Source organism: Simiduia agarivorans SA1 = DSM 21679, from assembly GCF_000305785.2.
GTDB lineage: Bacteria > Pseudomonadota > Gammaproteobacteria > Pseudomonadales > Cellvibrionaceae > Simiduia > Simiduia agarivorans.
On record NC_018868.3, the window covers coordinates 3424041 to 3447795 of the forward strand.

Here is a 23755-nt window from a genome sequence, read left to right on the forward strand (position 1 = left end):
AGCGTTCGCATGTTGCCGGTGATCGATGCCTCGACCTTGCAGGTGCCTGCCGATGCCGGGCAATTTCTGCACTCGCTCGGGGGCGCTGTTGCGATCGAGCATCGGGTGGATGATACCTTGCCCTGGTGTGTGGTGTCGGTACTGGTGCATGGCAACGAACCGTCTGGTTTTTTTGCCTGCCATCAATTATTGAAAGCGGGTTTTAAGCCAGCATGGAATACCGCCTGGGTGATTTCCTCGGTGCGCGCGGCCCGGACTGCGCCAGAATTTACCCACCGGCATTTGCCCGGCGAGTACGATCTGAACCGACGCTTTGGCGTGCATCCCATAGACGATCCGGTCACGGCACTGGCCTTTGATATGACGGACTACATTCGCGAACGCCAACCGCGCTGGGTGCTGGATATTCACAATACATCGGGTCGCGGGCCGGCCTTTGGTGTGGCCGTGGCCAACAGCCAGGCCATAGCCAGTTTGTTGGCACCCTTCACCGACCGGTTGATCGTCACCCATCTGGTCGTGGGTTCGCTGATGGAACAGAATTTCAATTGCCCGGTGGTCACGCTTGAGTGCGGCGGCTCGGCGGACCCGGCCGCGCATAGTTGCGCAGTGTTGGGGCTGCGCCAATTGCTGGCTTCGCCGGCTCTGTCTGCGTCGCCGTCGCAACTTACCTTGTATCAACACCCTGTGCGCGTACAATTGCGCGCGGGACTGTCGCTCGCGTATGGTGACAGCGCCTGCCCCGGTGCCGTACTTACTCTGCGTTCCGACCTTGAGCAGCTCAACTGTGTTACCGCCCATCCCGGTACTTGCTTTGGTTGGTTACAGTCACCGCTGGCCGATGCTTTGTCCGCGGTGAATGACCAGCGTCAGGATGTCATTGAGCAGTTGTTTGAAGTGGACAAGGGCGTGCTGCAGAACCGGGTACCCATGCAGGTTTTCATGGCGACGCCACGCGCGGATATCGCCCTGTCTGATTGTTTATTTTACGCCGCCTGAGACCGGGCGGCGCCGAGGTTTTTTATGTCCCCCCGTTATCTAACGCCGTTTATTGCGGCGCTGGTGGCCTTGTCGCCGTTGGCCATGGACAGTTATTTGCCCGCCATGCCGCTGCTGGCGGCACACTTTGGCGTATCGGATGCGGCACTCAGCTGGACCATCAGCAATTTCCTGTTGGGGCTGGCAGCCGGTCAATTGCTGGGCGGGGCGGCGTCTGATCAGAAAGGGCGGCGGCTGGTATTGCTTACCGGCCTGTGTCTGTTTGTGTTGAGTTCACTGGCGTTGTCGCTGGCCGACAGTTTACTCGCGGCCAATAGTTGGCGGCTGCTGCAGGGCTTTGCCGGTGGCGTGGTGATGGTGGCATCAACCGCCATGGTCAAGGATGTGACGCCGCCCGACCAGCTGGCGGCACAAATCACCCAGATTGTTTTTGTGGTGATGCTCACACCGATTGTGGCGCCGATCGTGGGTTCGCTCATGTTGCCGCTGGGCTGGCGCAGTATTTTTCTGCTGAGTTTTGGCGCCGCTTTGATCATGTTGGTGCTGGCCTGGTGGAAAGTGGCGGAAACCGCTGCCCAGTACACCAATCGCCTGTCGTTGCGCGATGGCATGGCGCAGTATGTCTACATCTGGCGGTTTGAGTTGGACGGCGTGCGCATGGTGCGCTGGCAAGCGCTCAGTCTGTCGTGCAGTGCGTTGTTGAGCCTGGTGTTTGTGACCCTGTCCAGTCCGTTGCTGATGGGCTATTACCAATTAAGTGCCGATATGTTTCCCTACGCGTTCGGCTGTTTTGCGGTGTCTATCCTGATCGGTAACCGGATTGGCAAATGGATGGTGGGGCGCTACACCCCGCTGGTTATTTTCCGCGCCGGGTTGCTGGTGCAAAGTGTTGCGGTGGCGAGCTTGTTGCTGGCGGCAACCCTGATATCGGTGCCGCTCTGGTTGTGTCTGGTTTTGTTTATGACCGCGATCGGTACCGGATCAGCCATCGGTCCTTCCGGCACGTCATTATTCCTTAATCTGCTCGATAAGTACTACGGCAGCGCCACCGCCTATGAAACCACGCAGCGCTTTACCCTTGGAGCCTTACTGGGCAGCGCCGCCGTAGCCCTGCCGTTTGATCTGGTGTTAAGCGGTGCATTGGTGATGAGCCTCAGCCTGCTGGTGAGTATTCTCGCTTACTGGCGGGTAAGTGCGCACTGGCCGGCCGAATACCGCCAGTAGCCTGCTATACTGCCGGTAATGCACTGCTGACAACAGGACGTGTTCATGCAATCTGCACCCGAACATCCCAGAGAGTCGGAGCGGCTATCGGCCCTGCTCAGGCTGGATATTCTCGATACCGAAGCAGAGAAGACCTTTGATGAGCTGACCGAGATCGCCAGCGCAATCTGCGATACGCCGATTTCGCTCATCAGTCTGGTGGACTCCGAACGCCAGTGGTTTAAATCCCGCGTGGGGCTGGACGCCGATCAAACGCCCCGTTCATTGGCGTTTTGCGCTCATGCGATTCTGGAAGACGGCGTGTTCGAGGTGCCCAATGCGCTCGAAGACCAACGCTTTGCCGATAATCCCCTGGTGACGGGTGCGCCCGATATTCGTTTCTATGCCGGTGCGCCACTGGTCACAGAAGACGGCATGCCCATCGGCACGTTATGTGTGATCGATCGCGAGCCGAAAAAACTGACGCCCACTCAGCAGCGAGCATTGAAAGTGTTGGCCAATCAGGTGGTGGGTCAGCTCGAGTTGCGTTTGCGCAACCGACGTCTGAAAGCGATTGTGGAAAACCGCGAGAAACTGTTTTCTGTGATTGCCCACGACCTGCGCGGGCCCTTCAATGGCATTCTGGGCTTTTCCCGCTCGCTCACCGAAAAAGCGGAAAAGCTGACGCCCGCTCGCATAGCCGATATTGCGGAATCCATTCTCAGCAGTGCGCTCAAGGTCTACGCCCGCCTGGATGAACTACTGCAGTGGTCCAAAAGTCATCTTGGGGCTTTTCGCGCGCATCTGCGTCCGTGCGATCTGGATTCATTGTTGAATGCCGATCTGGAATTAATTCAGGACGCGCTCAATCTGAAAAAGATTCAGTTGGTATTTGATCTGGAAGACGACTTGCGGGTGATGGCCGACCCCACCCTGACCAAGACCGTGGTGCGTAATCTGTTGACCAATGCGGCCAAGTACGCGCCCAGGGGCAGTGCGATTCAGGTACGCGCCCGACAGGAAGGCAACCGTGTCCGGGTCAGTGTCGAAAATGGCGGCGAGCCTATCCCGGAGACAATCCGGGATCATTTGTTCAAGGGCCCGGTGGACAGCCAGATAGGCAGTGGCGCTGAGTCGGGGCAGGGCATTGGGTTGTCTATTTGCTATGACCTTATGGCATTGCAAAGCGGCATCATTATGCTCGACCGCCAATTCCAGCAGGGTACGCGGATTATATTCAGCTTGCCCGCCGCAGACTGATCACGTCCGGCGTAAATTTCAATCGGATGGTGGTGCCGGCACCCGGTTTGCTGGTGATGTCCAGGCGGCCATTAAGGTTGCGTGCCCGCTCTTGCATGATGGCCAGGCCGTAGTGATTAAGTTTGGTGGGGTCATCCGGCATGCCCACGCCATCGTCACTGATCACCATCAGGATCTGGTCATCCAACAAGCGGCAGAATTCGATGTGTAAATGCGAACCGTCTGAATGGTTGATGGCGTTCTGCCCCGCTTCGCGCACAATTTGCAGCAAATGGATTTCTTCGCTGGGGGATAGCGGAATATCCTGTAGCTGGTAATCCAGCGTCACCTTCATCGCCGAACGCTCACTCAGGCTGTCGGTGGTCTGTACCAAGGCGCCTTCCAGCCCGGTCTCGTCCAGTTTAAGGCGGAAAGTGGTGAGCAGTTCGCGCAATTGTTTGTAGGCGCTGGCAAGACCTTCCTTCAGTTCAGTGATGATCGGTTCCTGTAAATCGTAGCGGCCTTTTTCAGTGGTTTTCTGCAGGCGTGTGACCTGAATTTTCAGATAAGAAAGTGCCTGTGCCAATGAATCGTGCAATTCGCGCGCAATCACATTGCGTTCGTCCAGGGTGGCGACTTTACGATCCAGCTGCTTTTGTTCTGTGAGCGTCAGCGCCAGCGCAATCTGATCGGCAGTCGATTGAATCAGTTGCTGTTCCCATTCGGACGCGGTGTTCTTGGTGTGCAGTGTCAGCAGCCCGAACTGTTTGCTGTCGCGGGTAATCGGAAAGGTCATCTCGGTCTGTGTGGTATTGCAGCTGGTGCTGCGGCAATCGTTGCAATCGCGCTGGCTGCAATCTTTGGCGGTGCCAAACGCATTCTGGTGGTAGTAAGGCTGGTTGCCTTCTTCGGTAAACAAGCACACTTCAATGTCCTGGTGCTCAATCAACTGGCCCAGGTTGCGCACAATCTGCCGGTAGTTCACCGGTGTATGGTAAGCGCTCATGATGGTGCCGGACGTATCCAGCAGAAACTGTAATGCCTTGGTTTGCTGTTGCAGATCGCGCGTGCGGCTGGCCACCCGCTGCTCGAGTTCTTCGTAGGTTTTGCCGATGGCATCGCCCATGCGGTTAAAGATGTCGGCCAGCAATCCCAGCTCGTCGTTGACCGAAAGATTGACCCGCTGGTTCAGATCCCCGCGACGGAAACGGTCGGCGGCGTGGGTCAGTTCTTTCAGTGGCCGGTCCAGGCGTTCGCGCAACACATAGAACACCAGGCTGCCCACGCACACGATCGTGAACAGGCCCAGTACCTGAATCAGGCGCAGCCGTTGGTTGCGACTTTCGGCGCGCAGCTGGAATTGGTATACCAGCTTGTCGGTGAGCACCACCTGGCGATCCAGCAGTGGCAGTAAGGTGGTGGTGGCTTGTTGTTTTTCATCGCCGGACAGCGACAGTATCCGTTCGAATAATGGCTTTACCTGTTCCTGCCAGTGGTTGTTCGCGAGTGTGAAGGCGCGGCTTAGTTCAGTGTCGTCACCTCGTTGGGCGAGCGGCGCAAACAGCGATGAATTCCAGGTGACGGCAAGGTTTTCCAGGTGGGTGCGCAGGGCCTGGTTATCTTGCTGATGGCTGGCCAGGCCAATGCGGTAGGTTTGCATGCGCAAGCTGCCGGAGAGGTTAATGGCCTGCCCGTCCAGCTCACCCTGTTCGGTGATCCAGTAGGACACAAAGATCGATAACAGGGCCACTACCATGATGGCCATGATGGACCAGGTGATGGTGCTGGTGACCGACCGGGTGAACTGCCTGCGGATGGATTCGACCACGCGATACCCCTAAATATCCTGCCCTTGCCTTTTTCGCACCCGCGAGAACAGAAAACCTTGATTTATCTGGGGTGGAACGCGACGCCATCTACCCACAAGGGGATAGAGCGGCTATTACACGCCGAAAACCGCCTCGCGCGTGTTGATCCATGTCAACTGAGCGCCAGCCTCCGGCCACTAAAGTGCGTTTACAGCTGGTCCGCCAGTAGCCAACGACCTCGTAGCAAGGGTGAGGAACAATCAATGAGTCAATTTCTGGATAAACTGCGCTTCTTCGATAAAAAGCAGCAGTCTTTCAGCGGTGAGCACGGCGTCACCACCAATGAAAACCGGGACTGGGAGCAGGGTTACCGCCGCCGGTGGCAACACGATAAGATCGTGCGCTCTACCCACGGGGTGAACTGCACCGGCTCCTGTAGCTGGAAAATCTATGTGAAGGACGGTCTGGTGACCTGGGAAACCCAGCAAACCGACTACCCGCGCACCCGGCCGGATCTGCCCAACCACGAGCCCCGTGGCTGCCCGCGCGGTGCCAGCTACTCCTGGTACATCTACTCGGCCAACCGGCTCAAGTACCCGAAAGTGCGCAAGGCGTTGCTGAAGCTGTGGCGCGATGCCCGCGCGACCCAGAAAGACCCGGTGAAAGCCTGGGCCTCCATTGTGGAAGACAGTGCTAAAGCGAAAAGCTACAAAACCCAGCGCGGCATGGGTGGCCTGGTGCGGTCTTCCTGGGCGGAAGTGAATGAAATCATTGCGGCGGCGAATATCTACACCGCGAAAAAATACGGCCCCGACCGCGTCACCGGTTTCTCGCCGATTCCGGCCATGTCAATGGTGTCTTACGCCGCGGGTGCCCGCTACCTGAGCCTGATCGGTGGTAATTGTCTGTCGTTCTACGACTGGTACTGTGACCTGCCGCCGGCGTCGCCACAAATCTGGGGCGAGCAGACCGATGTGCCGGAATCGGCAGACTGGTACAACTCGGGCTACATCATTGCCTGGGGCTCCAACGTACCGCAGACCCGTACCCCCGACGCCCACTTCTTTACCGAAGTGCGCTACAAGGGCACCAAGACCGTTTCGGTGACCCCCGACTATTCCGAAGTGGCCAAGCTCACCGACGAATGGGTGCACGCCAAGCAAGGCACCGATGCGGCCGTGGCCATGTCCATGGGCCATGTGATTCTGCGTGAATTCCACGTGGACAAACCGTCGGATTACTTCAAGCAGTATGTGCGTTCCACCACTGACTTCCCGTATCTGGTGAAGTTGGAGCAGGGCGAACATGGCCTGTCACAGGGTGCCTTCCTGCGTGCGTCGGATCTCGCCGGCAACCATGGCCAGGACAATAACCCCGAGTGGAAAACCATTGCCATCAATGAAGCCAATGGCGAGTTGGTATCGCCCAACGGTTCCATTGGCTACCGCTGGGGAGAGCCCTCAGCCAAAGAAGGGCGCGGCAAGTGGAACATCGAGCAGAAAGACGGTAAGTCCGGTGCTGAAATCACACTGGCGTTGTCGCTGAAAGACAACGCCGACCAGATTGCCGAGGTGGCCTTCCCTTACTTCGGAGGTCAGGAACACGAATACAACTACTTTGATCACACCGATCACGCGCCTATTCAGCAGCGCAAAGTGCCGGTGAAGAAAGTACAGCTGGCCGACGGTTCGGAAGCGCTGGTGGCCACCGTTTACGACCTGACGCTCGCCAATTACGGCGTAGATAACGGTTACGATTGCCCCAATTCCGCCAAAAACTTTGACGAAGATATTCCCTACACCCCCGCGTGGCAGGAAAAAATCACCGGTGTGCCGCGCGCACAGATCATCAAGATTGCCCGTGAGTTTGCGGATAACGCGCACAAAACCCACGGCCGCTCAATGATCATTATCGGCGCTGCCATGAACCACTGGTACAACATGGACATGAACTACCGGGGCGTGATCAACCTGCTGATGATGTGCGGTTGTATCGGCCAGTCCGGTGGTGGTTGGGCACACTATGTGGGCCAGGAAAAACTGCGCCCGCAGTGCGGTTGGTTGCCGCTGGCCTTTGGTCTCGACTGGCAGCGCCCGCCACGCCAGATGAACGGCACCAGCTTCTTCTACAACCACGCCGATCAATGGCGTTACGAAAAGCTGGACATGGCGGAAGTGGTGAGCCCGCTTGCGAACAAAGAGAAGTGGACCGGTTCCATTATCGATTACAACACCCGCGCCGAGCGCATGGGTTGGCTGCCGTCGGCACCCCAGCTGGGTATGAACCCACTGGAGTTGTGCAAGCGCGCCGAAGCCATGGGCATGGAGCCGAAGGACTACGCGGTCAAATTGCTGAAAGAAGGCGAGCTGAAATTTGCCTGTGAAGATCCGGATAACCCGCAGAACTTCCCGCGTAATATGTTCATCTGGCGTTCGAACTTGTTGGGTTCTTCCGGCAAAGGCCATGAGTACATGCTGCGCCATTTGTTGGGCACTAAGCATGGCCTGATGGGTAAAGACCTGGGCGAATCCGGCGAGAAGAAACCGGAAGACGTGGTGTGGCACGACGAGGCTCCGGAAGGCAAATTGGATCTGCTGGTGACACTGGACTTCCGCATGTCCACCACCTGTCTCTATTCAGACATCGTATTACCCACCGCCACCTGGTACGAAAAAGACGATATGAATACCTCGGACATGCATCCGTTTATTCATCCTCTGTCGAAAGCCGTTGACCCAGTGTGGGAATCGAAGTCCGACTGGGATATTTTCAAAGGTATTGCCAAGCGCTTCAGCGATCTGGCGCCCGGCCATCTGGGCGTGGAAAAAGATCTGGTGACCCTGCCCATGCAGCACGACACCCCCGGTGAACTGGCACAGCCCAATGGCGTGAAAGCCTGGTGGAAAGGCGAGTGCGATCTGATTCCGGGCAAAACCGCACCGGCCATGATTGTGGTGGAGCGGGATTACCCCAACACTTACAAGCGCTTCACTTCGCTCGGCCCACTGCTGGAAAAACTCGGCAACGGCGGCAAGGGTATTACCTGGAATACCGATAAGGAAGTGGAGTTCCTGGGCGAGCTCAACTATGTGCACACCGAAGAGGGCGCGCACAAAGGCCGGCCGAAAATTGAATCGGCCATTGATGCGGCCGAAGTGATCCTGTCACTGGCGCCGGAAACCAATGGTCAGGTGGCGGTAAAGGCCTGGGACGCGCTGGGTAAAATTACCGGTCGTGATCACACGCACTTGGCGAAACCAAAAGAAGAGGAAAAAATCCGCTTCCGCGACATTCAGGCGCAACCGCGCAAGATCATTTCGTCGCCCACCTGGTCGGGTCTGGAAGACGAGCATGTGTCTTACAACGCGGGCTATACCAACGTGCACGAGCTGATTCCATGGCGCACCGTCACCGGCCGCCAGCAGTTCTATCAGGATCACGAGTGGATGCGTGACTTCGGCGAGCAGCACTGCTCCTACAAGCCGCCCATCAACCTGAAAACTGTTGAGCCACTGTTGGGCAAAAAGCCCAACGGCAATCACGAGCTGGTGTTGAACTGGATTACCCCGCACCAGAAGTGGGGCATTCACTCCACCTACTCAGATAACCTGTTGATGCTGACCTTGTCGCGCGGCGGCCCCATCGTGTGGCTGAGCGAGCCGGATGCTAAACAGGCGGGCATTGAAGACAACGACTGGATCGAAGTGTTCAACGTCAACGGTGCTATCAGTGCGCGTGCCGTGGTATCCCAGCGGGTGCCGGTGGGCATGAGCATGATGTACCACGCGCAGGAGCGCATCGTGAACGTGCCGGGTGCGGAAACCACCAAAACCCGTGGCGGTATTCACAACTCGGTGACCCGGGCGGTGATGAAACCCACCCACATGATCGGTGGCTACGCGCAACAGGCTTACGGCTTTAACTACTACGGCACCGTCGGCTGTAACCGCGACGAGTTCGTGATTGTGCGCAAGATGGACAAAGTGGATTGGCTGGACGACGAAGGCGACGTCCAATACCAGGGCCGTGCAAACGGCGCGGAGGTGAAATAATGAAAGTACGTGCTCAGATAGGCATGGTGTTGAACCTCGACAAGTGCATTGGTTGCCACACCTGCTCCATTACCTGTAAAAACGTGTGGACCAGCCGCGACGGTATGGAATACGCATGGTTCAACAATGTGGAAACCAAACCCGGTATCGGCTTCCCGAAAGAATGGGAAAACCAGGACAAGTGGAACGGCGGTTGGGTGCGCGAGAAAAACGGCAAACTGCGCCCGCGTCAGGGTGGCAAGTTGCGGTTGTTGGCGAATATTTTTGCCAACCCGGATCTGCCGGAAATTGACGACTACTACGAGCCCTTCGACTTCGACTACGAGCACCTGCACAAGGCGCCCGAGTCCAAGCATCAGCCGGTGGCGCGTCCGCGCTCACTGGTGACCGGCCAGCGCATGGAAAAAATCAACTGGGGTCCGAACTGGGAAGAAATCCTCGGTACCGAATTTGACAAGCGCAAGAAGGACGTGAACTTCAATGAGGTAGTGCAGAAAGACATTTACGGTCAGTTTGAAAAGACCTTCATGATGTACCTGCCCCGTTTGTGTGAGCACTGCCTGAACCCCGCGTGTGTGGCCAGCTGCCCCAGTGGTGCCATCTATAAGCGCGAAGAAGACGGTATTGTGCTGATCGATCAGGACAAGTGCCGCGGCTGGCGCATGTGTGTGTCGGGTTGCCCCTACAAGAAAATTTACTACAACTGGAAAACCGGAAAATCCGAAAAATGTATTTTCTGCTATCCGCGCATTGAAGCCGGTCAGCCGACTGTTTGCTCTGAAACCTGTGTGGGCCGCATCCGCTACTTAGGCGTGCTGCTGTACGACGCAGACCGTATCGAGCAAGCGGCCAGTGTGGAACTGGAAAAGGATTTGTATCAGGCGCAGCTGGATATTTTCCTCGATCCCAACGATCCACAGGTACAAGCCGCCGCCCGCGCCGAAGGTATTCCGGAAGCGTGGCTGGAAGCCGCCCAACAATCGCCCGTATACAAAATGGCGATGGACTGGAAAGTGGCGCTGCCGCTGCACCCGGAATACCGCACTTTGCCTATGGTGTGGTACATACCGCCACTGTCGCCCATTACCAACGCGGCCGAAGCCGGTCACATTGGCATGGATGGAGTGATTCCGGATCTGAAATCCCTGCGCATTCCCGTGCGTTACCTGGCCAACCTGCTCACCGCCGGTGATGAGGCTCCGGTACTGTCGGCGCTGGAACGCATGCTCGCCATGCGCGCTTACAAGCGCTCGCAGCTGGTGGAAGGTCAGGAAGATCTGGCGGTGCTGCAAAAAGCCGGCGTGACTGCGGCGCAGGTGGAAGAAATGTACCGCTACATGGCCATTGCCAACTACGAAGATCGTTTCGTGATTCCCACCAGCCACAAGGCCTATGCAGAAGAAGCCTACAGCATGAAATCCGCCTGCGGCTTCAGCTTCGGTAACGGCTGCTCCGATGGCAACAGCGAGCTGAATATTTTCGGTGGCAAAAAGCAAACCAACCGCGACGTGATTGCGGTGTCCACCTGGGAGGGCGAATGATGCAGATATTACGAGTCATTTCCCGCCTGCTGGATTACCCCACCGCCGACGTGGCGGCGCATCAGGCAGAGATTCAACAGATGATCGCTGAATCGCCGTTGAAACCCGCACTGCGCGAAACGCTTGCGCAGTTTGTGACCAGACGGGCGGCACTTCCGCTGCTCGACTGGCAGGCGGAATACGACGGCATGTTTGAACGCGGACGCTCACTTGGGCTCTGGTTGTTTGAGCATGTGCACGGCGAGTCGCGCGATCGTGGCCAGGCCATGGTGGATCTGGTGGCCCTGTACCGCAAAGCCGGGCTGGAACTGAGCCAGCACGAGTTGCCGGATTATATTCCGCTGTTCCTGGAATTTCTTGCCACCCAGGGCGATGACAATGCCCGCGGCTGGCTGGACGATATGTCCCACATTCTGGCGTTGTTACAGGTGCGATTGGAAAAGCGCGAAAGCGACTACGCGGTGTTGTTCAGTGCACTCTTATCACTTGCCAATGCAGATCTCGATATGCGCGATCTTCGCGAGCAGGTGGCGGGCGAAAAGCGCGATGACACACGCGAAGCGCTCGACAAGGCCTGGGAAGAGGAAGAAGTGAAATTTGGTGCTGAAACGGAATCGTCCTGCGAATCCGGCGTGCGCCGCCCGTCTGAATCGCAACGCCGCGATCTGGATGTGCCACTGAATTGGGTTGGTTTTGATGCGGTGCCTGCTGATCAGGCCGTGAGGAGTTGAATATGAATCATTTTCTGTTCGGGATTTATCCTTATATTGCGTTAGTGGTATTTGTACTGGGTAGCTTGGTGCGCTACGACCGCGATCAGTACACCTGGAAAACCGGCTCCAGCCAGTTGCTCGAATCCAAGCAGCTGCGCAAGGGCTCGGCCGCGTTTCATGTGGGTATCATCGCGGTTCTCGCTGGCCACTTTGTGGGCCTGCTGACGCCGCATCAGGTGTGGGATTTTCTGGGGGTGACCGCCAGTTTCAAGCAGGCCTTTGCCATGGGCATGGGTGGCTTGTTCGGCCTGATCTGCCTGTACGGCATTGTGATTCTGTTGCATCGACGAATCACCAATCCGCGCGTGCGTGCCACCACATCCGATATGGACTTGCTGATTCTGTTGCTCATTTTTGCGCAGCTGCTACTCGGTCTGTTCTCTATCTTTGTCTCCGCCGGCCATATGGACGGTCAGGAGATGCTGAAGCTGATGGCCTGGGCGCAGCACATTGTGATTCTGGATGGGGCCTATGCGGCTGAGCAGGTGGTGGATGTGCACTGGATTTTCAAAGCGCACATTACATTGGGTATGACACTGTTTGTGCTTTTCCCCTTCTCGCGGCTGGTGCATATCTGGTCGGTGCCGGTGAAGTATTTCTCCCGGAATTACCAAGTGGTGCGTTCCAAAGGTTAAGGCGGGGTGGTGGAATGCTCTGGCGCTTATTCCACCCTACAAGGTCCCGTAGGGTGGAATAAGCGAAGCGCATTCCACCTTCAAGACCCACCTTCACACTGCAACAAATTCAAACAAGGATTCCATCATGATCCGCGTAAACCAAACCGAAATATCTGAAAACGCGATTCTGGCGGAGATGCAATATCATCCGGCGGAAAATCAGCGCGATGCGATGATCAGGGCGAGCGAAGCATTGATCATTGGTGAGCTGGTCAAGGCGCGTGCGCAAGCTTTGGGTATCACGCTGGAGGCGGACGCCGACAATGAGGAGGCGCTGGAGGCGCTGTTGGCAAAAGAGGCTATAACCCCCAGTGCCACAGCGGAAGACTGCGAGCGTTATTATCAGGCCAATCTGGATAAATTCCAGACCACGCCGCTCTTGGCTGTGCGCCATATTCTGCTGGCGGCGGCGCCCGATGATGACGATGCCCGCATTGCTGCAGCGGATAAAGCCATTGCGATTATTGACCAACTCAGCCAAGCACCGGCTTCGTTCGCGGCGTTGGCCGAGGCCCATTCGGCCTGCCCATCGGCCAAACTCGGCGGCAACCTGGGACAGATTACCCGCGGTCAGACGGTGCCGGAATTCGAGCGTCAGTTACTGAAGCTGCAACCCGGCCTGGCCCGTCGCCCGCTGGAGTCCCGCTATGGCCTGCACGTGGTGAGTGTGGATCAACGGGCCGAAGGCCGGCAACTGACCTATGAGCAAGTGGAGGATCGGATCCGGGAATACCTCAATGAAAAAGTCCGGCGCAAGGCCATTGCACAATATATCCAGACCCTGATTGCCGACGCCAGCATCGAAGGTTTTGATTTTTCCGTCAGTGAATCACCGTTATTGCAATAGCGACGAAGGTTGGGGAGTAGCCACAGTGTGTGAAAAATGCAGCCTGAAACACTTGCTTGATAATAATGATCGGTGGGCACGCGATTACGAACAGCGCGACCCCTCGTTTTTTCCGCGCCTGGCGGCGCAACAAAAGCCCGACTACCTCTGGATTGGTTGTTCTGACGCCCGGGTGCCCGCCAATGACATTGTCGGGCTGGAGCCGGGCGAGCTGTTTGTGCACCGCAACATTGCCAATCAATTGATCCATACGGATTTCAACGGCCTGTCGGTCGTGCAGTTCGCGTTAGACCATCTGAAAGTAAAACACATTATTGTGTGCGGCCACTACGGTTGCGGGGGTGTGCGTGCAGCGCTGGATCACACGGAAATGGGGCTGGTGGATAACTGGCTGCGTCACATCAAGGATATTTTCGTCCGGCATAAAGCCGAGCTGGTAGCGATTGCCGATGACGAGGCACGCGTTAACCGTCTGTGCGAGCTCAACGTCATGGCTCAGGTGGAAAACCTGAGTAAAACCAAAGTCGTACAGCGAGCCTGGCGGCAGGGACGGTCCTTGTCCATCCATGGTTGGATATACGGTTTGCAGGATGGGCGGATTGTGGATCTTGACGTTACCGTTAACCGGCCCGATGGTGTGGATGATATATACCGGATGAGCCCTGGTTGAGCGGACCACCCCGCACCTGTAGCCGGCGAAATCATACTTTTGGCTGCTGTTTCACCTGTCGGATGCTGATTGAGCCTGCGTGCCAGAATGAGTAAGATGCACGCCTGAGGTGCCAGATCGGGTGCCGTTGGTGTGAGGATCGCATGGAACGCAGTGTACAACGAGGGCCCGGCTGTGGCGCTTGCTGATTTTTCTAAAAGCGTGCGGGCGCTGTTTTCCCGTGCCCGAAAACCCTCGCACTTGTCTCAGAAAACCCTGGACGAGCACTTTGAGCTCTTTTGCTCGGTCATGGAACGCGGCTTTGCGATTCATACCGGTGCTACCGGCCGGCTGGTTGTGGAATACAAGTTGTCCGATACCAGCAGTGCACGACGGTTGCCGAGGATTCATCCCGACGGCAATATGAGTTTCAAATTACCGGAGTCCTGGTTGATCCCGTCGGATCACTTCCTGTTTTATGACCCATCCGATGAAACCGATTTTCCTCAGCTGGCGGTGTACGACGAAAACGAAAGTCGCTTTATTCAGGCCGAGTGGGAAGATCTGGTGGACCTCAACCGGTTGCACGGACAGCAGGTGTTGCCGATTGCCAAATTGAGTTGTCTGTTGGGCCTGCACTACATCAAAGACATCGCCTGTCTGCAATTGTTTGAATTGGATTTCGACCGGCTGTTCGAAGCCGATGCCATTCTGGCCGATCACCTGCGTGGCGTATTGGCCGAAAAAATGGATCGCCATGTGGAAGGTTCCCGGCAATGGTTGCGCGCGTCCAAGGCCGAGCAGATTGCGCTGAAATACCTGTCGAAAACAAAAAAATAAAGGCCTGGCGTCAACACTGTTTCACTGCTGCCGGGTTTGACGGGGTGCCAGCCCCAATATGTGCTCGATGTCCTTGGTGCTGACCGGCTTACCAAACAGGTAACCCTGCATCTCATCACATTGGTTTTCACTGAGGAACTTCTGTTGCTGGAATGTTTCCACACCTTCCGCCACGATTTTCAGGTTCAGGTGATGACCCATGGCGATGATGGTGGTGGCAATGGCGGTATCGTCCGTGTCGTCGGGGATGCCATCCACAAAGCTCTTGTCGATCTTGAGTACGTCGACCGGTAAATGCTTCAAACGCGAGAGGTTGGAGTAGCCGGTGCCAAAGTCATCAATGGCCAGGGTGATACCGAGACTTTTCAGTTGGTGCAGTTGAACGGTGGTGTCGTGGGCGTCATCCATGACCATCGATTCGGTGATTTCCAATTCAAGCAGCTCGGGTGGCAGTGCCGACTGGGCCAGAATGTGGGCGACTTTTTCGGTCAATGCTGGATCGCGGAACTGCCGGGGAGACAGATTCACCGAAATAGACAAGGGCGTGCTGAGCTGATTCAGCCACAAATTGACTTGGGTGCAAGCGTGATTGAGTACCCATTCACCCAATGCGGTGATCAGCCCGGATTGTTCTGCCACCGGGATAAACACATTGGGTCCCAACGTGCCACGCGACGGATGCTGCCAGCGTACCAGGGCTTCCAGACCGATAATTTTTCCGGTGCGGTTATTGACCCGCGGTTGGTAGTGCAGATAAAACTCCTGCCGTTCCAGCGCCGCACGGATTTCGCTTTCCAGGGTAATCCGTTCCATGGCTGCCCGGTTCAGCTCTTCGGTATAGTATTGCGCATTGTTGCGGCCCAGCTCTTTGGCCCGGTACATAGCGGCGTCGGCGTTGCGCAACAGGCTTTGCGCATCGGCGCCGTCGCGCGGATAGAGCGCAACGCCAATGGAGCAGCTCACGTGCAATGCGTGTTCATCGATCTGAAATTTTCGGGTCATGGCTTCCAGGACTTTTTGTGCCACCACATCCGCCAGGCTGTCTTTCGGACCGTGCAAAATCACGATGAATTCATCGCCACCGAGGCGGGCCACGGTGTCGTTTTCGCGCACGCATTTATCCAATCTGGCAGCCGCTAGTTTCAACAACCGGTCGCCCACGTGATGACCCAGGCTGTCATTAATGGTTTTGAAGCCGTCCAGATCAATGAACATTACCGCCAGGGATTCGCTGCGTCGCTGGGCGTCACTGATGGCGCGGCTTAGTCGGTCCATGCCCAGTGCGCGATTGGGCAGACGGGTGAGAGAGTCATAAAACGCCAGTTGTTTGATACGGGTCTCGCGCCGGTCGTGGGTGATGGCCAGTGTTGCAACGTGTTGCGCCATGTTAATGATGCGTTGATGAGTCTCCGTTGGTGTCCTTGGTGTCCGGAAGTAGAGTGCAAAACTGCCAAGTACTTCGTTCATGGAAATAATGGGGGTCGACCAACAGGCGAGCAGATTATGCTTAAGCGCCAGTTCGCGGAAATCCTCCCAGTGGGGATCGGTGCGGATATCCGAGCAAATAATCTGTTTCTGATAATACACGGCGGTACCGCAGGCGCCGACCTTCGGACCAATCGCCAGCCCGTTAATGGCGGCATTGATTTCGCTCGGGAGTGAGGGGGCGGCGCCATGCAGTAAACGCCTGCCGCTACTGTCGAGCAGCAGAACCGACGCAATCAGATCCGGCGCTAACTCTTCTATGTCCCGGACCAGGGCGTCGAGCGTGATGGGCAGTTCCGTGTTTGTGGCAATCATGCCCAGAATGTGGTCCTGAGCCTTGAGTAATTTGTCGTTATTGTGGCGCTCGGTGATATCGCGCACCATGCCGATGAACTGGCGTTGGTTCTGATGCCAGATTTCGGCAATACGCAGTTCCATTTTAAACAGGCTTTCGTCCCTCTTTTTGCCGTCGACGACGCCGCCTTTGCCGATGATTTTTGCTTCGCCGCCATTCAGGTAATTCTGAATGTATTGGTCGTGCTGATGATGGTGTGGATCCGGTACCAGCAGGTTAACATTTTTACCAAGAACTTCTTTTTCGCTATAGCCAAACAGCGCCTCAGCGGCGGTGTTAAACTGGCTGATTAAGCCTTGTTCATTGATGGTAATGATGGCGTCCATTACGCCATCGATAATCGCTTGGGTATTTTTGGCCTGCTGCTCAACGGCTTGCTGGGCCGCCATGGATTCTGACACGTCGGTATTGGTGCCATACCAGGCAACGACATTACCAAGCTCATCCTCAACCGGAATCGCGCGGGAAATAAACCAGATGTAGTCGCCGTTGGCCGGTTTTAGCCGGAACTGGCAGCTGTAATCCTCGCCGCTGTTGGTGGCGTGCAGCCATTGTTCAATGGCATGGTTCTGGTCGTCCGGATGAATTTGATCAAACCATTGTTCGCGCAGCTGATCGAAACTGAGCTTAAAAAAATCGAGGCAGCGTTCATTGGCATAGCCCAATTCGCCATCCGGTTGGGTGATCCACACATGTTGCGGCATGGCGTTGGCGAGCTTTCTGAAGGTCGCTTCGCTGTCGGCAATTTGCCGTTCGATTTTGCGTCGTTCAGTGACATCATCAAGGGTAGCAATGATGTGGTTTTGATCGTTAATCCGGATAGTGGAAAGGCCCAGCGCGGCGGGAAATATGTGGCCGTCTTTTCTGCGCACCATCATGTCTATACCGGGGTTGTCGCGCATGTCCGCATTGCTGAATTGCAGGTTCTGGCCATCCGGTGATTCGCCCATGATCAGGGCAAAACTGGCGTCGACTAATTCATTGCGCTGATATCCCGTTTGTTCACACAGCTTTTTATTGACCGCAATGAACTGGTAGCTGGCATTCAGCAGCATCATGCCGCAGGGTGCTGCATCAATGAGCAGGCCCAATTGCTCCTGTTGGTTTTGTTCCAGCAACACACGCTGTTGCCTTTGAGTTTCGAGCAGTGCCTTCACGGCGGTGATCAACAGGCCGGTGGCCAGCACGGCCAGAAAGATCAGGCGCGGATCGTGGATTGCCAGCGTAGACAAAAATTTCGGCCCGGGGCTCACGCTCAGCTGCCATTGCCGGCCATACAAATTCAGGTCTTTTTGCGAACCTAAGGGTGAGGCGTTGAGATAAAGCCAGGCCCGTGTTGGGGCAGCCTGTCCCAGGCTGAATCTGGCGTCGGCGTCAGTCAGAACTAGATGGATGGAGGCGTCGTCGCCCATCACCTGGTGCAGGAAGGGCGTCATATAAATGGGTGCCAACACCCAGCCCCGATGGCCGGCATCAGCCTCCACCGACAGAATGGCCAGATAATCCGGTGTGCTTTGCAGCCGGTGTTGGGATTGTTGCAGTGGCGCCGACAGCACCAGTTTATTGGTTGTCTGTGCATGAACAAGCGCCTGACGACGACCCGGCTCGGACGCCAGATCCAGGCCAAGGCCGGACTGGACGAACAGGGTCGGTTCTACGTAGCGCAGCAGAAACAGGTCCTGCTCGTTGGGCATGTATTGGCGCAGGGTAAAACCCGGTTGTTCTTCGGCTGCGCGCCGGAGCACGTCCTCGCGTTGCGCCGGTGGCACCCGCTCAATCCAGGCGAAACCCGGGATGCCCGGAAATTCCCGGGCAATGTCGCGGGATTCGATGTAGCGCTTGAATACTGTGTGGTCGAAGCGCTCGCCGGCAGCGATGATAGCACCTCTGGTGCCTCTGACGCCGTGTTCTACCGCCAGCACCAGCTGCGATAACTCGCGCGCGAGCGCTGCAGCGTCGCGCTGCAGTTTGGCTTCGGCCAACTGCCGGTTTTCTGCCGCGGTAAAGTAGGCCGCTGCTGCGGCCAGCAGCAGACTGGCAATCACGCCCAGAGAGAGGGTGAGGGTTCGGGTCATCCGGCTAACTGATTGGATCCTTTATTTGAGCTTAGACCCAAATTCATGCGTTTGATGGAATTATGGCGGCAGCGAGTAGGTATAAGTGGCACGGATGGGATAGTCTTGGTGTGCAATTATCACCTCAGGAGCGAGTTATGAGATTTTCATTGATATTGGGATTTGTCGTCGGCGTATTGGCATTCACAGCGCAGGCCGATGATTATCAGGAAACCATCAAAACATTCAGAAGCTCGGATGTGGGTAAGTCTTTTTTCAGTTCCGCCTATGGCTACGCGGTATTTCCCACCATTGGCAAAGGGGGGATTGGCGTCGGTGCGGCACATGGTCGTGGCCAGGTTTACCGGGGTGGAGTGGTGACGGGAACCACCACCATGACGCAGTTATCCGTGGGTTTTCAATTGGGTGGCCAGGCTTACAGCCAAATCGTATTTTTTGAAGACAAGCGCGCCTACGAGGACTTTACCTCCGGCAATTTTGAGTTTGCCGCAGGTGCCAGTGCAATCGCCATTACTGCCAGCGCACAGGCTTCTACCAGTACCACCGGTACCAATGCCAGTACCGGCACTCACAGTACGACCACCAAGCAATTAGGTGCCAGCTACACCAAGGGCCTGGCGGTGTTGACTGTGGCCAAAGGCGGGCTGATGTACGAGGCATCGCTGGCCGGGCAAAAATATACCTTTACGCCGAAGTAATCGCGGCTTATTCCGCGGGGATCAACTGCTTTTGGAGATTGCAGGCCGCTGCCACCGCCTCTTCCAGTTGATTTGCCGCCACCGGCTTGTGCAACAAGGTAATGCCGGCGGCATTGGCCTCGCGCAGCCGGTCCGGTGCGGTATCGCCGCTGATCAGCAGGGCCGGTAGCGTGGGGTAGATGCCGCGCAGGGTGCGGATGGTATCGATGCCGTTATCGTCGCTACGCAGGCGCCAATCGGCCAGTAGCACCGACGGTTTATTGGCCAACGCCAGCGTCAGGGCCTCCTGGGTGCTGTCGGCCAGATCCACGGTGGCGCCCAGTGTCTGCAGCAGCGCCTGCATACCTAACCGGACCTCCATTTCATCATCCACCACCAGAATCCGCATGTCGCTCCAGTCAGTAATGGGGCGCGCACGGGAAACATGCTGGCTGGGTGCGTTCTGGGAGATGGGCAGGCACAGGCTGATACGCGTGCCGTCATCGGGCACGGAATAGAGCGAGAAGCGCAAGTCCAACAATTTGACCAGCCGTTTGACAATAGCCAGCCCCAAGCCAAGGCCTTTGCGTCGATCGCGCTCGGGATTTTCCAGTTGATAAAATTCTTCAAATACCCGGCGCTGTTCATTGCGGGGAATGCCTCGGCCGGTATCCACGATGGACACTGTGGCCTGATCGTCTTCGGCATTGATGGATATGAGAATGCGGCCCTGTTCGGTGTACTTGATGGCGTTGGATAGCAGGTTGCGTAGAATGCGTTCGAACAGGCCCGGGTCCGTGTCCACGTACACATCGAGATAGCAGTCGAGCCAGATTGACAAACCTTTCTGCTCGGCCGCCGGGCTGAATTCCACCTGCAGCCGCTCGGCCATGTCGAGCAGATTAAAGGTCTGGCGATTGATGTCCACCACGCCGGCATCGAGCTTGGAAATATCGAGCAGCGAGTCCAGCTGGGAGGCCAGTCCCGATAAGGCCGCATCCATGTGTTGCACTATCTCGGCGGCATCGCTATCCAGTTTTTTGCGCGCCAGTGCGGCACAAAATAACGTCAGAGCATGAATCGGTTGGCGCAGGTCGTGGGAGGCCGAAGCCAGAAAGCGGGTTTTGGCGCTGGAGGCGGTTTCTGCCTGTTCCAGAATCAGTTGCAGTTGGGTGTTAACCGCGGTCTGCGCCACCCGCTCGCGAAAGGAACGGGCAAACACCCTGAAGCTGTTGCCGGATACATACAGCAGCATGGGAAAATACAACATCAGCATGCCGGCAATGGTGATCGCCGGTGCGCGGCTGTCGGGGTGAATCCAGGCGCACACCAGCCAGGTCATGGCGGCCGTTCCCAGAGCGGGCACGCTGTAGCTGAGCGCGATGGGTCGGTAGCCGGCAGTGGTGGTCACTGAAATTGCACTGGCACCGATCAGCAGCATGGTGACAATGGCGCGCTCCAGACTTGAAAAGGTGTCAATCAGGACCAGCGGCAGGGCATGCACAATACCGTTAATGCAGGTGCAGGCCATCACCCATTGCAGTCGCCTGCGCTCGGAGTAGCGCACGAGATCGGGCAGAATGCGCACCAGATAGGAACGGAATTGCAACGCACCCAGCGACACCAGCAGCCAGCTGATCCATACCCAGGTGGGCAGGTTATCGCTGGCGAAGTAGGCCACGGCGCCCAGCGCCAGTGACATGGGATAAATGGAGATGCCACTCTGGTTGGCAAGCAGTTGCAGCAGTTCGCCGTCCAGCGTGTTGCGGGTGGCCATGGCTTGATTCCGTGTTCCGGGCTCAGGAGGATTGTGGCGCCAAAAGGCCAGCTTACCTGATCTCGGTGGATTGTAAACGTTCCACCCAATAGGCTTCCAATCGGGCTAAGGTACCGTCCACTGCCATCTGGTCGAACGCATCCATCCAGCGTTGTTGTGCCTCCTCCGGATAATCACTCTGTTTGCTGAACGCCACGTACACCGGATGCTCATCCACCGCCGGTGCCAATAAGGCCAGGCTGAGCCCCAGCTTACGTTGGTAATACAGCGCCGACAGGGCAGGCATCACACTGTAGTCGGCGCGGTTGGCTGCGATCATCCGGCCGATGGACAGAAAATTATTGGTCAGTTGTGGCGTGATACGGCCGGAGGCCACCAGACTGTCGAACACCGGGCCGATGCTGGCGCCGCGCACCTGCACAAACCGGCCGGTAAACAAGCTGGCGGTTTTGCCCTTATAGTCGCTCGCCAGCTCAGGACGGGTCAGCACCACAAATTTAAATGTGTGCGCGGGTGTGTTCGGGTACAACAGTAAGGCGCCGCGCTCGGGTTTGAATTGCGTGGGGATTATCGCATCGCCATCGCCCGTGACCATCTGGCTCATCGCGCGGGTCCAGGGCATGAATTCGATATGGAAAGTTAATTGCGTGCGCAGGCTGGCCTCGGCCATGGCATCCACGATCAGTCCCGTGGGCCCATAATCCGATTGGTAGATAAACGGCGGTAATTCCACCGCACTCACACGCAGAACAGGCGCCGCGGCATTGCCGGCCATTGCCAGCAGCATCAACAACATAAGTGTGCAGCCCAGGCCTGTGTACTTCATGGCTTCTGGCTCAGGCTTGGGGGTGTCAGGAAGCGCTCGGGCAATCGCTCCTGACGGGGGAAATATTTAGTGTCGCGGTAGGGCAACTTCATAAAGCCCGAAACCCCAAGCCCTTCTATGCGATGCAAATTGCTGAGGATTTTGTCAAGACAGGCCTGAAATTGATCGGCTTTGCCTGGGTCGCGCAGGCGCAGGTAATTGTGGATTTTCAGGTCTTTTTCCAGGCTTTCAAAAATAATACAGCCGGAATGGTGAATCTGGTTCATCTCGGTGATGGGCGCCATGATTTCCGGTGGCAGCGTGAGCATTTCATCCGGGTCGTCACCGTCTTCAAAGTAGGAGTGGGAGCGCGAGCTTTGGTCTTCGCTCGCAATAATGTCAAAGGTAATTCTGGCACCGGGTTTGACCCGGAAGGGTTCGGCGCTGTGCTTGCGTTCCACGTGCAGGGTTTTGCGCGCATCGAAAATACAGCTTTTGAATACCCCCTGTTTGTTAATGGCCCGACCCAGGTGCACCATGTTGTTCACTGCACTGTTGAACGCCAGGCGCAGAGACTCGTCATACAGATTGAGACTGCAATCCACGTGCATACCACCAGCGTCCCAGTGAATGGCGAGGCCGCCCACCAACGGGTAACGGCCCAGATGACTGACGGACAGCACAAAGGCTTTTTCGGTATCGCCCATGCCGCCGAGGAAATTTTTGTAGTACTTGTCCAGCTCAGTGGGATCAATGGCGCGGAAGGTTTCCTCGTCCATTTCCCGGCGCAAAAAGGATTTGCGTGAGCTGTATACCACGGTATCGACTTCGTGGGTTTTGGGATAACGGGTGATGGGCAGCAGGGCCTGCGCGTCATTGTTTGACAGGTCCTTTTCCGTGCCGGTAACAATACGCTTCATATGACGCATGTTGCGCAAAAAATAATTGCCTGCGGTATCGCGCAACGTTTTATCGGGGCTCAGCATGTTGGACAAGGTATGGGCAAATTCTTTGGGCAGACCGAGGGACTCGGGCGGAATCGCCTCGGTACCAAAACGGCTGGATTGCCCCGACGCGAGCGCATACAAGGTGCCCGCCGCGCCCTGTTCATCAAATCGCGGCGAAGACAAGCCGCCATTGAGTTGGTCGTCGCCAATAAAATAGATATCACCGAGTTTGGCGTTGGTTTGTTGCAGGTCGGCGGACAGGGCATTGAGGCCGGCTTGCATGGCAAAGTTACCATCGGCGTCGAGTTGCGCATACACGGCCGCGCCCCAGTCAATCAGGCGCAGGGTTTCGGTGCTTTCATCCCACATCAGGTTGGAGGGTTTGATATCGCCATGGACAATCGGTGCCTGGTCCCGTTCGGCCGCCTGTTGGCGGATCCCGAGCAGGATGTCTGCCAGCTGGCTGGCGATTTTCAGCAGCAGGCGCGGCGATAAACGGCCCACGCGCCGGGCGTAATCGTCGAGGTTGACGCCCGGCGCGCGCTCCATCATCAGAATCGATTGACCGTGCACCCGCTGGAATTCAATAAACCGCGGTACGCCTGGCAGGTCCACTTGCGACAACATATAGCCTTCGTCCTCCAGGCGGTCCTGAACTTGTTGCGGCAAGGTAATGCGGGAAAATTTGAATACATAGTCGCGGTTGTCGGAGTCGCGCGCTGAAAAGACAAAACCGTAGGCGCCTTTGCCGATCATGCTGACGCCCGTATAGCCCAGCCGGCGCAATTGCGCCTCGCACAGGCCCAGCCAGGATTTCAGTTTTTTGGCATCGCGATGACTGAGCAGGTAAATTGACTGCTCTTCATTGATGTAAAAATGCTGTAAGTTACGGTGCTCCATGAACGCCACTATAAATTGAAGGCCCGATTCTGCCTATGGGCTGCCGGTTTTTCTGCCTGTTTTAATGGTGGCAAAGCCCCTGGCGGACGGCAGGCACAATTGACTT

At 56.6% G+C, this 23755-nt stretch carries 16 protein-coding genes; 11 read left to right on the forward strand and 5 right to left on the reverse strand.

Going from position 1 to position 23755, the window contains the following annotated elements; translation table 11 throughout:
- Positions 1-9: 9 nt before the first annotated feature.
- From M5M_RS15465 to M5M_RS15475, 3 genes are read left to right on the forward strand one after another with little or no spacing between them, the layout of a single operon-like run.
- Positions 10-999 carry a M14 family metallopeptidase gene (locus M5M_RS15465; RefSeq protein ID WP_015048437.1) on the forward strand — a complete coding sequence of 330 codons (990 nt, stop codon included), beginning with the start codon at positions 10-12 and terminating at the stop codon, positions 997-999.
- A gap of 24 nt (positions 1000-1023) precedes the next feature.
- Positions 1024-2223 carry an MFS transporter gene (locus M5M_RS15470; protein WP_015048438.1) on the forward strand — a complete coding sequence of 400 codons (1200 nt, stop codon included), beginning with the start codon at positions 1024-1026 and terminating at the stop codon, positions 2221-2223.
- A gap of 45 nt (positions 2224-2268) precedes the next feature.
- Positions 2269-3462: a GAF domain-containing sensor histidine kinase gene (locus tag M5M_RS15475; RefSeq protein WP_015048439.1), complete on the forward strand. Its 1194-nt coding sequence runs from the start codon at positions 2269-2271 to the stop codon at positions 3460-3462.
- On the opposite strand, the gene M5M_RS15480 is transcribed toward M5M_RS15475, so the two are convergent.
- Positions 3440-5269, reverse strand: a complete 1830-nt coding sequence (locus M5M_RS15480) for an ATP-binding protein (protein ID WP_015048440.1) — start codon at positions 5267-5269, stop codon at positions 3440-3442. The genes M5M_RS15475 and M5M_RS15480 overlap by 23 nt on opposite strands.
- Before the next feature lie 243 nt (positions 5270-5512).
- On the opposite strand from M5M_RS15480, the gene M5M_RS15485 reads away from it, so the two are divergent.
- The 7 genes from M5M_RS15485 to M5M_RS15515 all read left to right on the forward strand — a co-directional run bounded on the left by M5M_RS15485 (position 5513) and on the right by M5M_RS15515 (position 14628).
- A complete protein-coding gene (locus M5M_RS15485) occupies positions 5513-9301 on the forward strand; it encodes a nitrate reductase subunit alpha (protein WP_015048441.1) in 3789 nt (1262 codons plus the stop codon).
- Positions 9301-10842 carry a nitrate reductase subunit beta gene (narH, locus tag M5M_RS15490; protein WP_015048442.1) on the forward strand — a complete coding sequence of 514 codons (1542 nt, stop codon included), beginning with the start codon at positions 9301-9303 and terminating at the stop codon, positions 10840-10842. The genes M5M_RS15485 and narH overlap by 1 nt, the downstream gene beginning before the upstream one ends.
- Positions 10839-11573: a nitrate reductase molybdenum cofactor assembly chaperone gene (gene narJ, locus M5M_RS15495; protein ID WP_244431038.1), complete on the forward strand. Its 735-nt coding sequence runs from the start codon at positions 10839-10841 to the stop codon at positions 11571-11573. Before narH ends, narJ begins: the two co-directional genes overlap by 4 nt.
- A gap of 2 nt (positions 11574-11575) precedes the next feature.
- Entirely contained in the window at positions 11576-12250 is a 675-nt protein-coding gene (narI, locus tag M5M_RS15500) for a respiratory nitrate reductase subunit gamma (RefSeq protein ID WP_015048444.1), read from the forward strand.
- Positions 12251-12377: 127 nt separating this feature from the next.
- On the forward strand, positions 12378-13139 hold the full coding sequence (locus M5M_RS15505; RefSeq protein ID WP_015048445.1) for a peptidylprolyl isomerase: 762 nt from the start codon (positions 12378-12380) through the stop codon (positions 13137-13139).
- Positions 13140-13164: 25 nt separating this feature from the next.
- On the forward strand, positions 13165-13809 hold the full coding sequence (can, locus tag M5M_RS15510) for a carbonate dehydratase (protein ID WP_015048446.1): 645 nt from the start codon (positions 13165-13167) through the stop codon (positions 13807-13809).
- A 132-nt stretch (positions 13810-13941) separates the two neighbouring features.
- A complete protein-coding gene (locus M5M_RS15515; RefSeq protein WP_144062481.1) occupies positions 13942-14628 on the forward strand; it encodes a hypothetical protein in 687 nt (228 codons plus the stop codon).
- 21 nt (positions 14629-14649) lie between these two features.
- Here the strand turns inward: M5M_RS15515 and M5M_RS19700 are convergent, their stop codons facing one another.
- Positions 14650-18543, reverse strand: coding sequence for an EAL domain-containing protein (locus M5M_RS19700; RefSeq protein ID WP_015048448.1), 3894 nt, complete (start codon positions 18541-18543; stop codon positions 14650-14652).
- A 137-nt stretch (positions 18544-18680) separates the two neighbouring features.
- Between M5M_RS19700 and M5M_RS15525 the strand changes: the two genes are divergently transcribed.
- Positions 18681-19241, forward strand: coding sequence for a lipid-binding SYLF domain-containing protein (locus M5M_RS15525; RefSeq protein ID WP_015048449.1), 561 nt, complete (start codon positions 18681-18683; stop codon positions 19239-19241).
- Positions 19242-19248: 7 nt separating this feature from the next.
- On the opposite strand, the gene M5M_RS19705 is transcribed toward M5M_RS15525, so the two are convergent.
- The 3 genes from M5M_RS19705 to M5M_RS15540 are packed head-to-tail and all read right to left on the reverse strand — an operon-like array spanning position 19249 to position 23649.
- Positions 19249-20997 (reverse strand): ATP-binding response regulator, encoded by a 1749-nt coding sequence (locus M5M_RS19705; RefSeq protein ID WP_015048450.1) that lies wholly within the window; start codon positions 20995-20997, stop codon positions 19249-19251.
- A 52-nt stretch (positions 20998-21049) separates the two neighbouring features.
- Positions 21050-21823: a substrate-binding periplasmic protein gene (locus M5M_RS15535; protein ID WP_015048451.1), complete on the reverse strand. Its 774-nt coding sequence runs from the start codon at positions 21821-21823 to the stop codon at positions 21050-21052.
- On the reverse strand, positions 21820-23649 hold the full coding sequence (locus M5M_RS15540) for a serine/threonine protein kinase (protein WP_015048452.1): 1830 nt from the start codon (positions 23647-23649) through the stop codon (positions 21820-21822). Before M5M_RS15540 ends, M5M_RS15535 begins: the two co-directional genes overlap by 4 nt.
- Positions 23650-23755 lie beyond the last annotated feature (106 nt).

Coding starts and splice junctions, on each gene's coding strand:
- M5M_RS15465 (WP_015048437.1), top strand. CDS start 10: ATGTTGCCGGTGATCGATGCCTCGACCTTGCAGGTGCCTGCCGATGCC.
- M5M_RS15470 (WP_015048438.1), top strand. CDS start 1,024: ATGTCCCCCCGTTATCTAACGCCGTTTATTGCGGCGCTGGTGGCCTTG.
- M5M_RS15475 (WP_015048439.1), top strand. CDS start 2,269: ATGCAATCTGCACCCGAACATCCCAGAGAGTCGGAGCGGCTATCGGCC.
- M5M_RS15485 (WP_015048441.1), top strand. CDS start 5,513: ATGAGTCAATTTCTGGATAAACTGCGCTTCTTCGATAAAAAGCAGCAG.
- narH (WP_015048442.1), top strand. CDS start 9,301: ATGAAAGTACGTGCTCAGATAGGCATGGTGTTGAACCTCGACAAGTGC.
- narJ (WP_244431038.1), top strand. CDS start 10,839: ATGATGCAGATATTACGAGTCATTTCCCGCCTGCTGGATTACCCCACC.
- narI (WP_015048444.1), top strand. CDS start 11,576: ATGAATCATTTTCTGTTCGGGATTTATCCTTATATTGCGTTAGTGGTA.
- M5M_RS15505 (WP_015048445.1), top strand. CDS start 12,378: ATGATCCGCGTAAACCAAACCGAAATATCTGAAAACGCGATTCTGGCG.
- M5M_RS19700 (WP_015048448.1), bottom strand. CDS start 18,543: ATGACCCGAACCCTCACCCTCTCTCTGGGCGTGATTGCCAGTCTGCTG.
- M5M_RS15525 (WP_015048449.1), top strand. CDS start 18,681: ATGAGATTTTCATTGATATTGGGATTTGTCGTCGGCGTATTGGCATTC.
- M5M_RS19705 (WP_015048450.1), bottom strand. CDS start 20,997: ATGGCCACCCGCAACACGCTGGACGGCGAACTGCTGCAACTGCTTGCC.
- M5M_RS15535 (WP_015048451.1), bottom strand. CDS start 21,823: ATGAAGTACACAGGCCTGGGCTGCACACTTATGTTGTTGATGCTGCTG.
- M5M_RS15540 (WP_015048452.1), bottom strand. CDS start 23,649: ATGGAGCACCGTAACTTACAGCATTTTTACATCAATGAAGAGCAGTCA.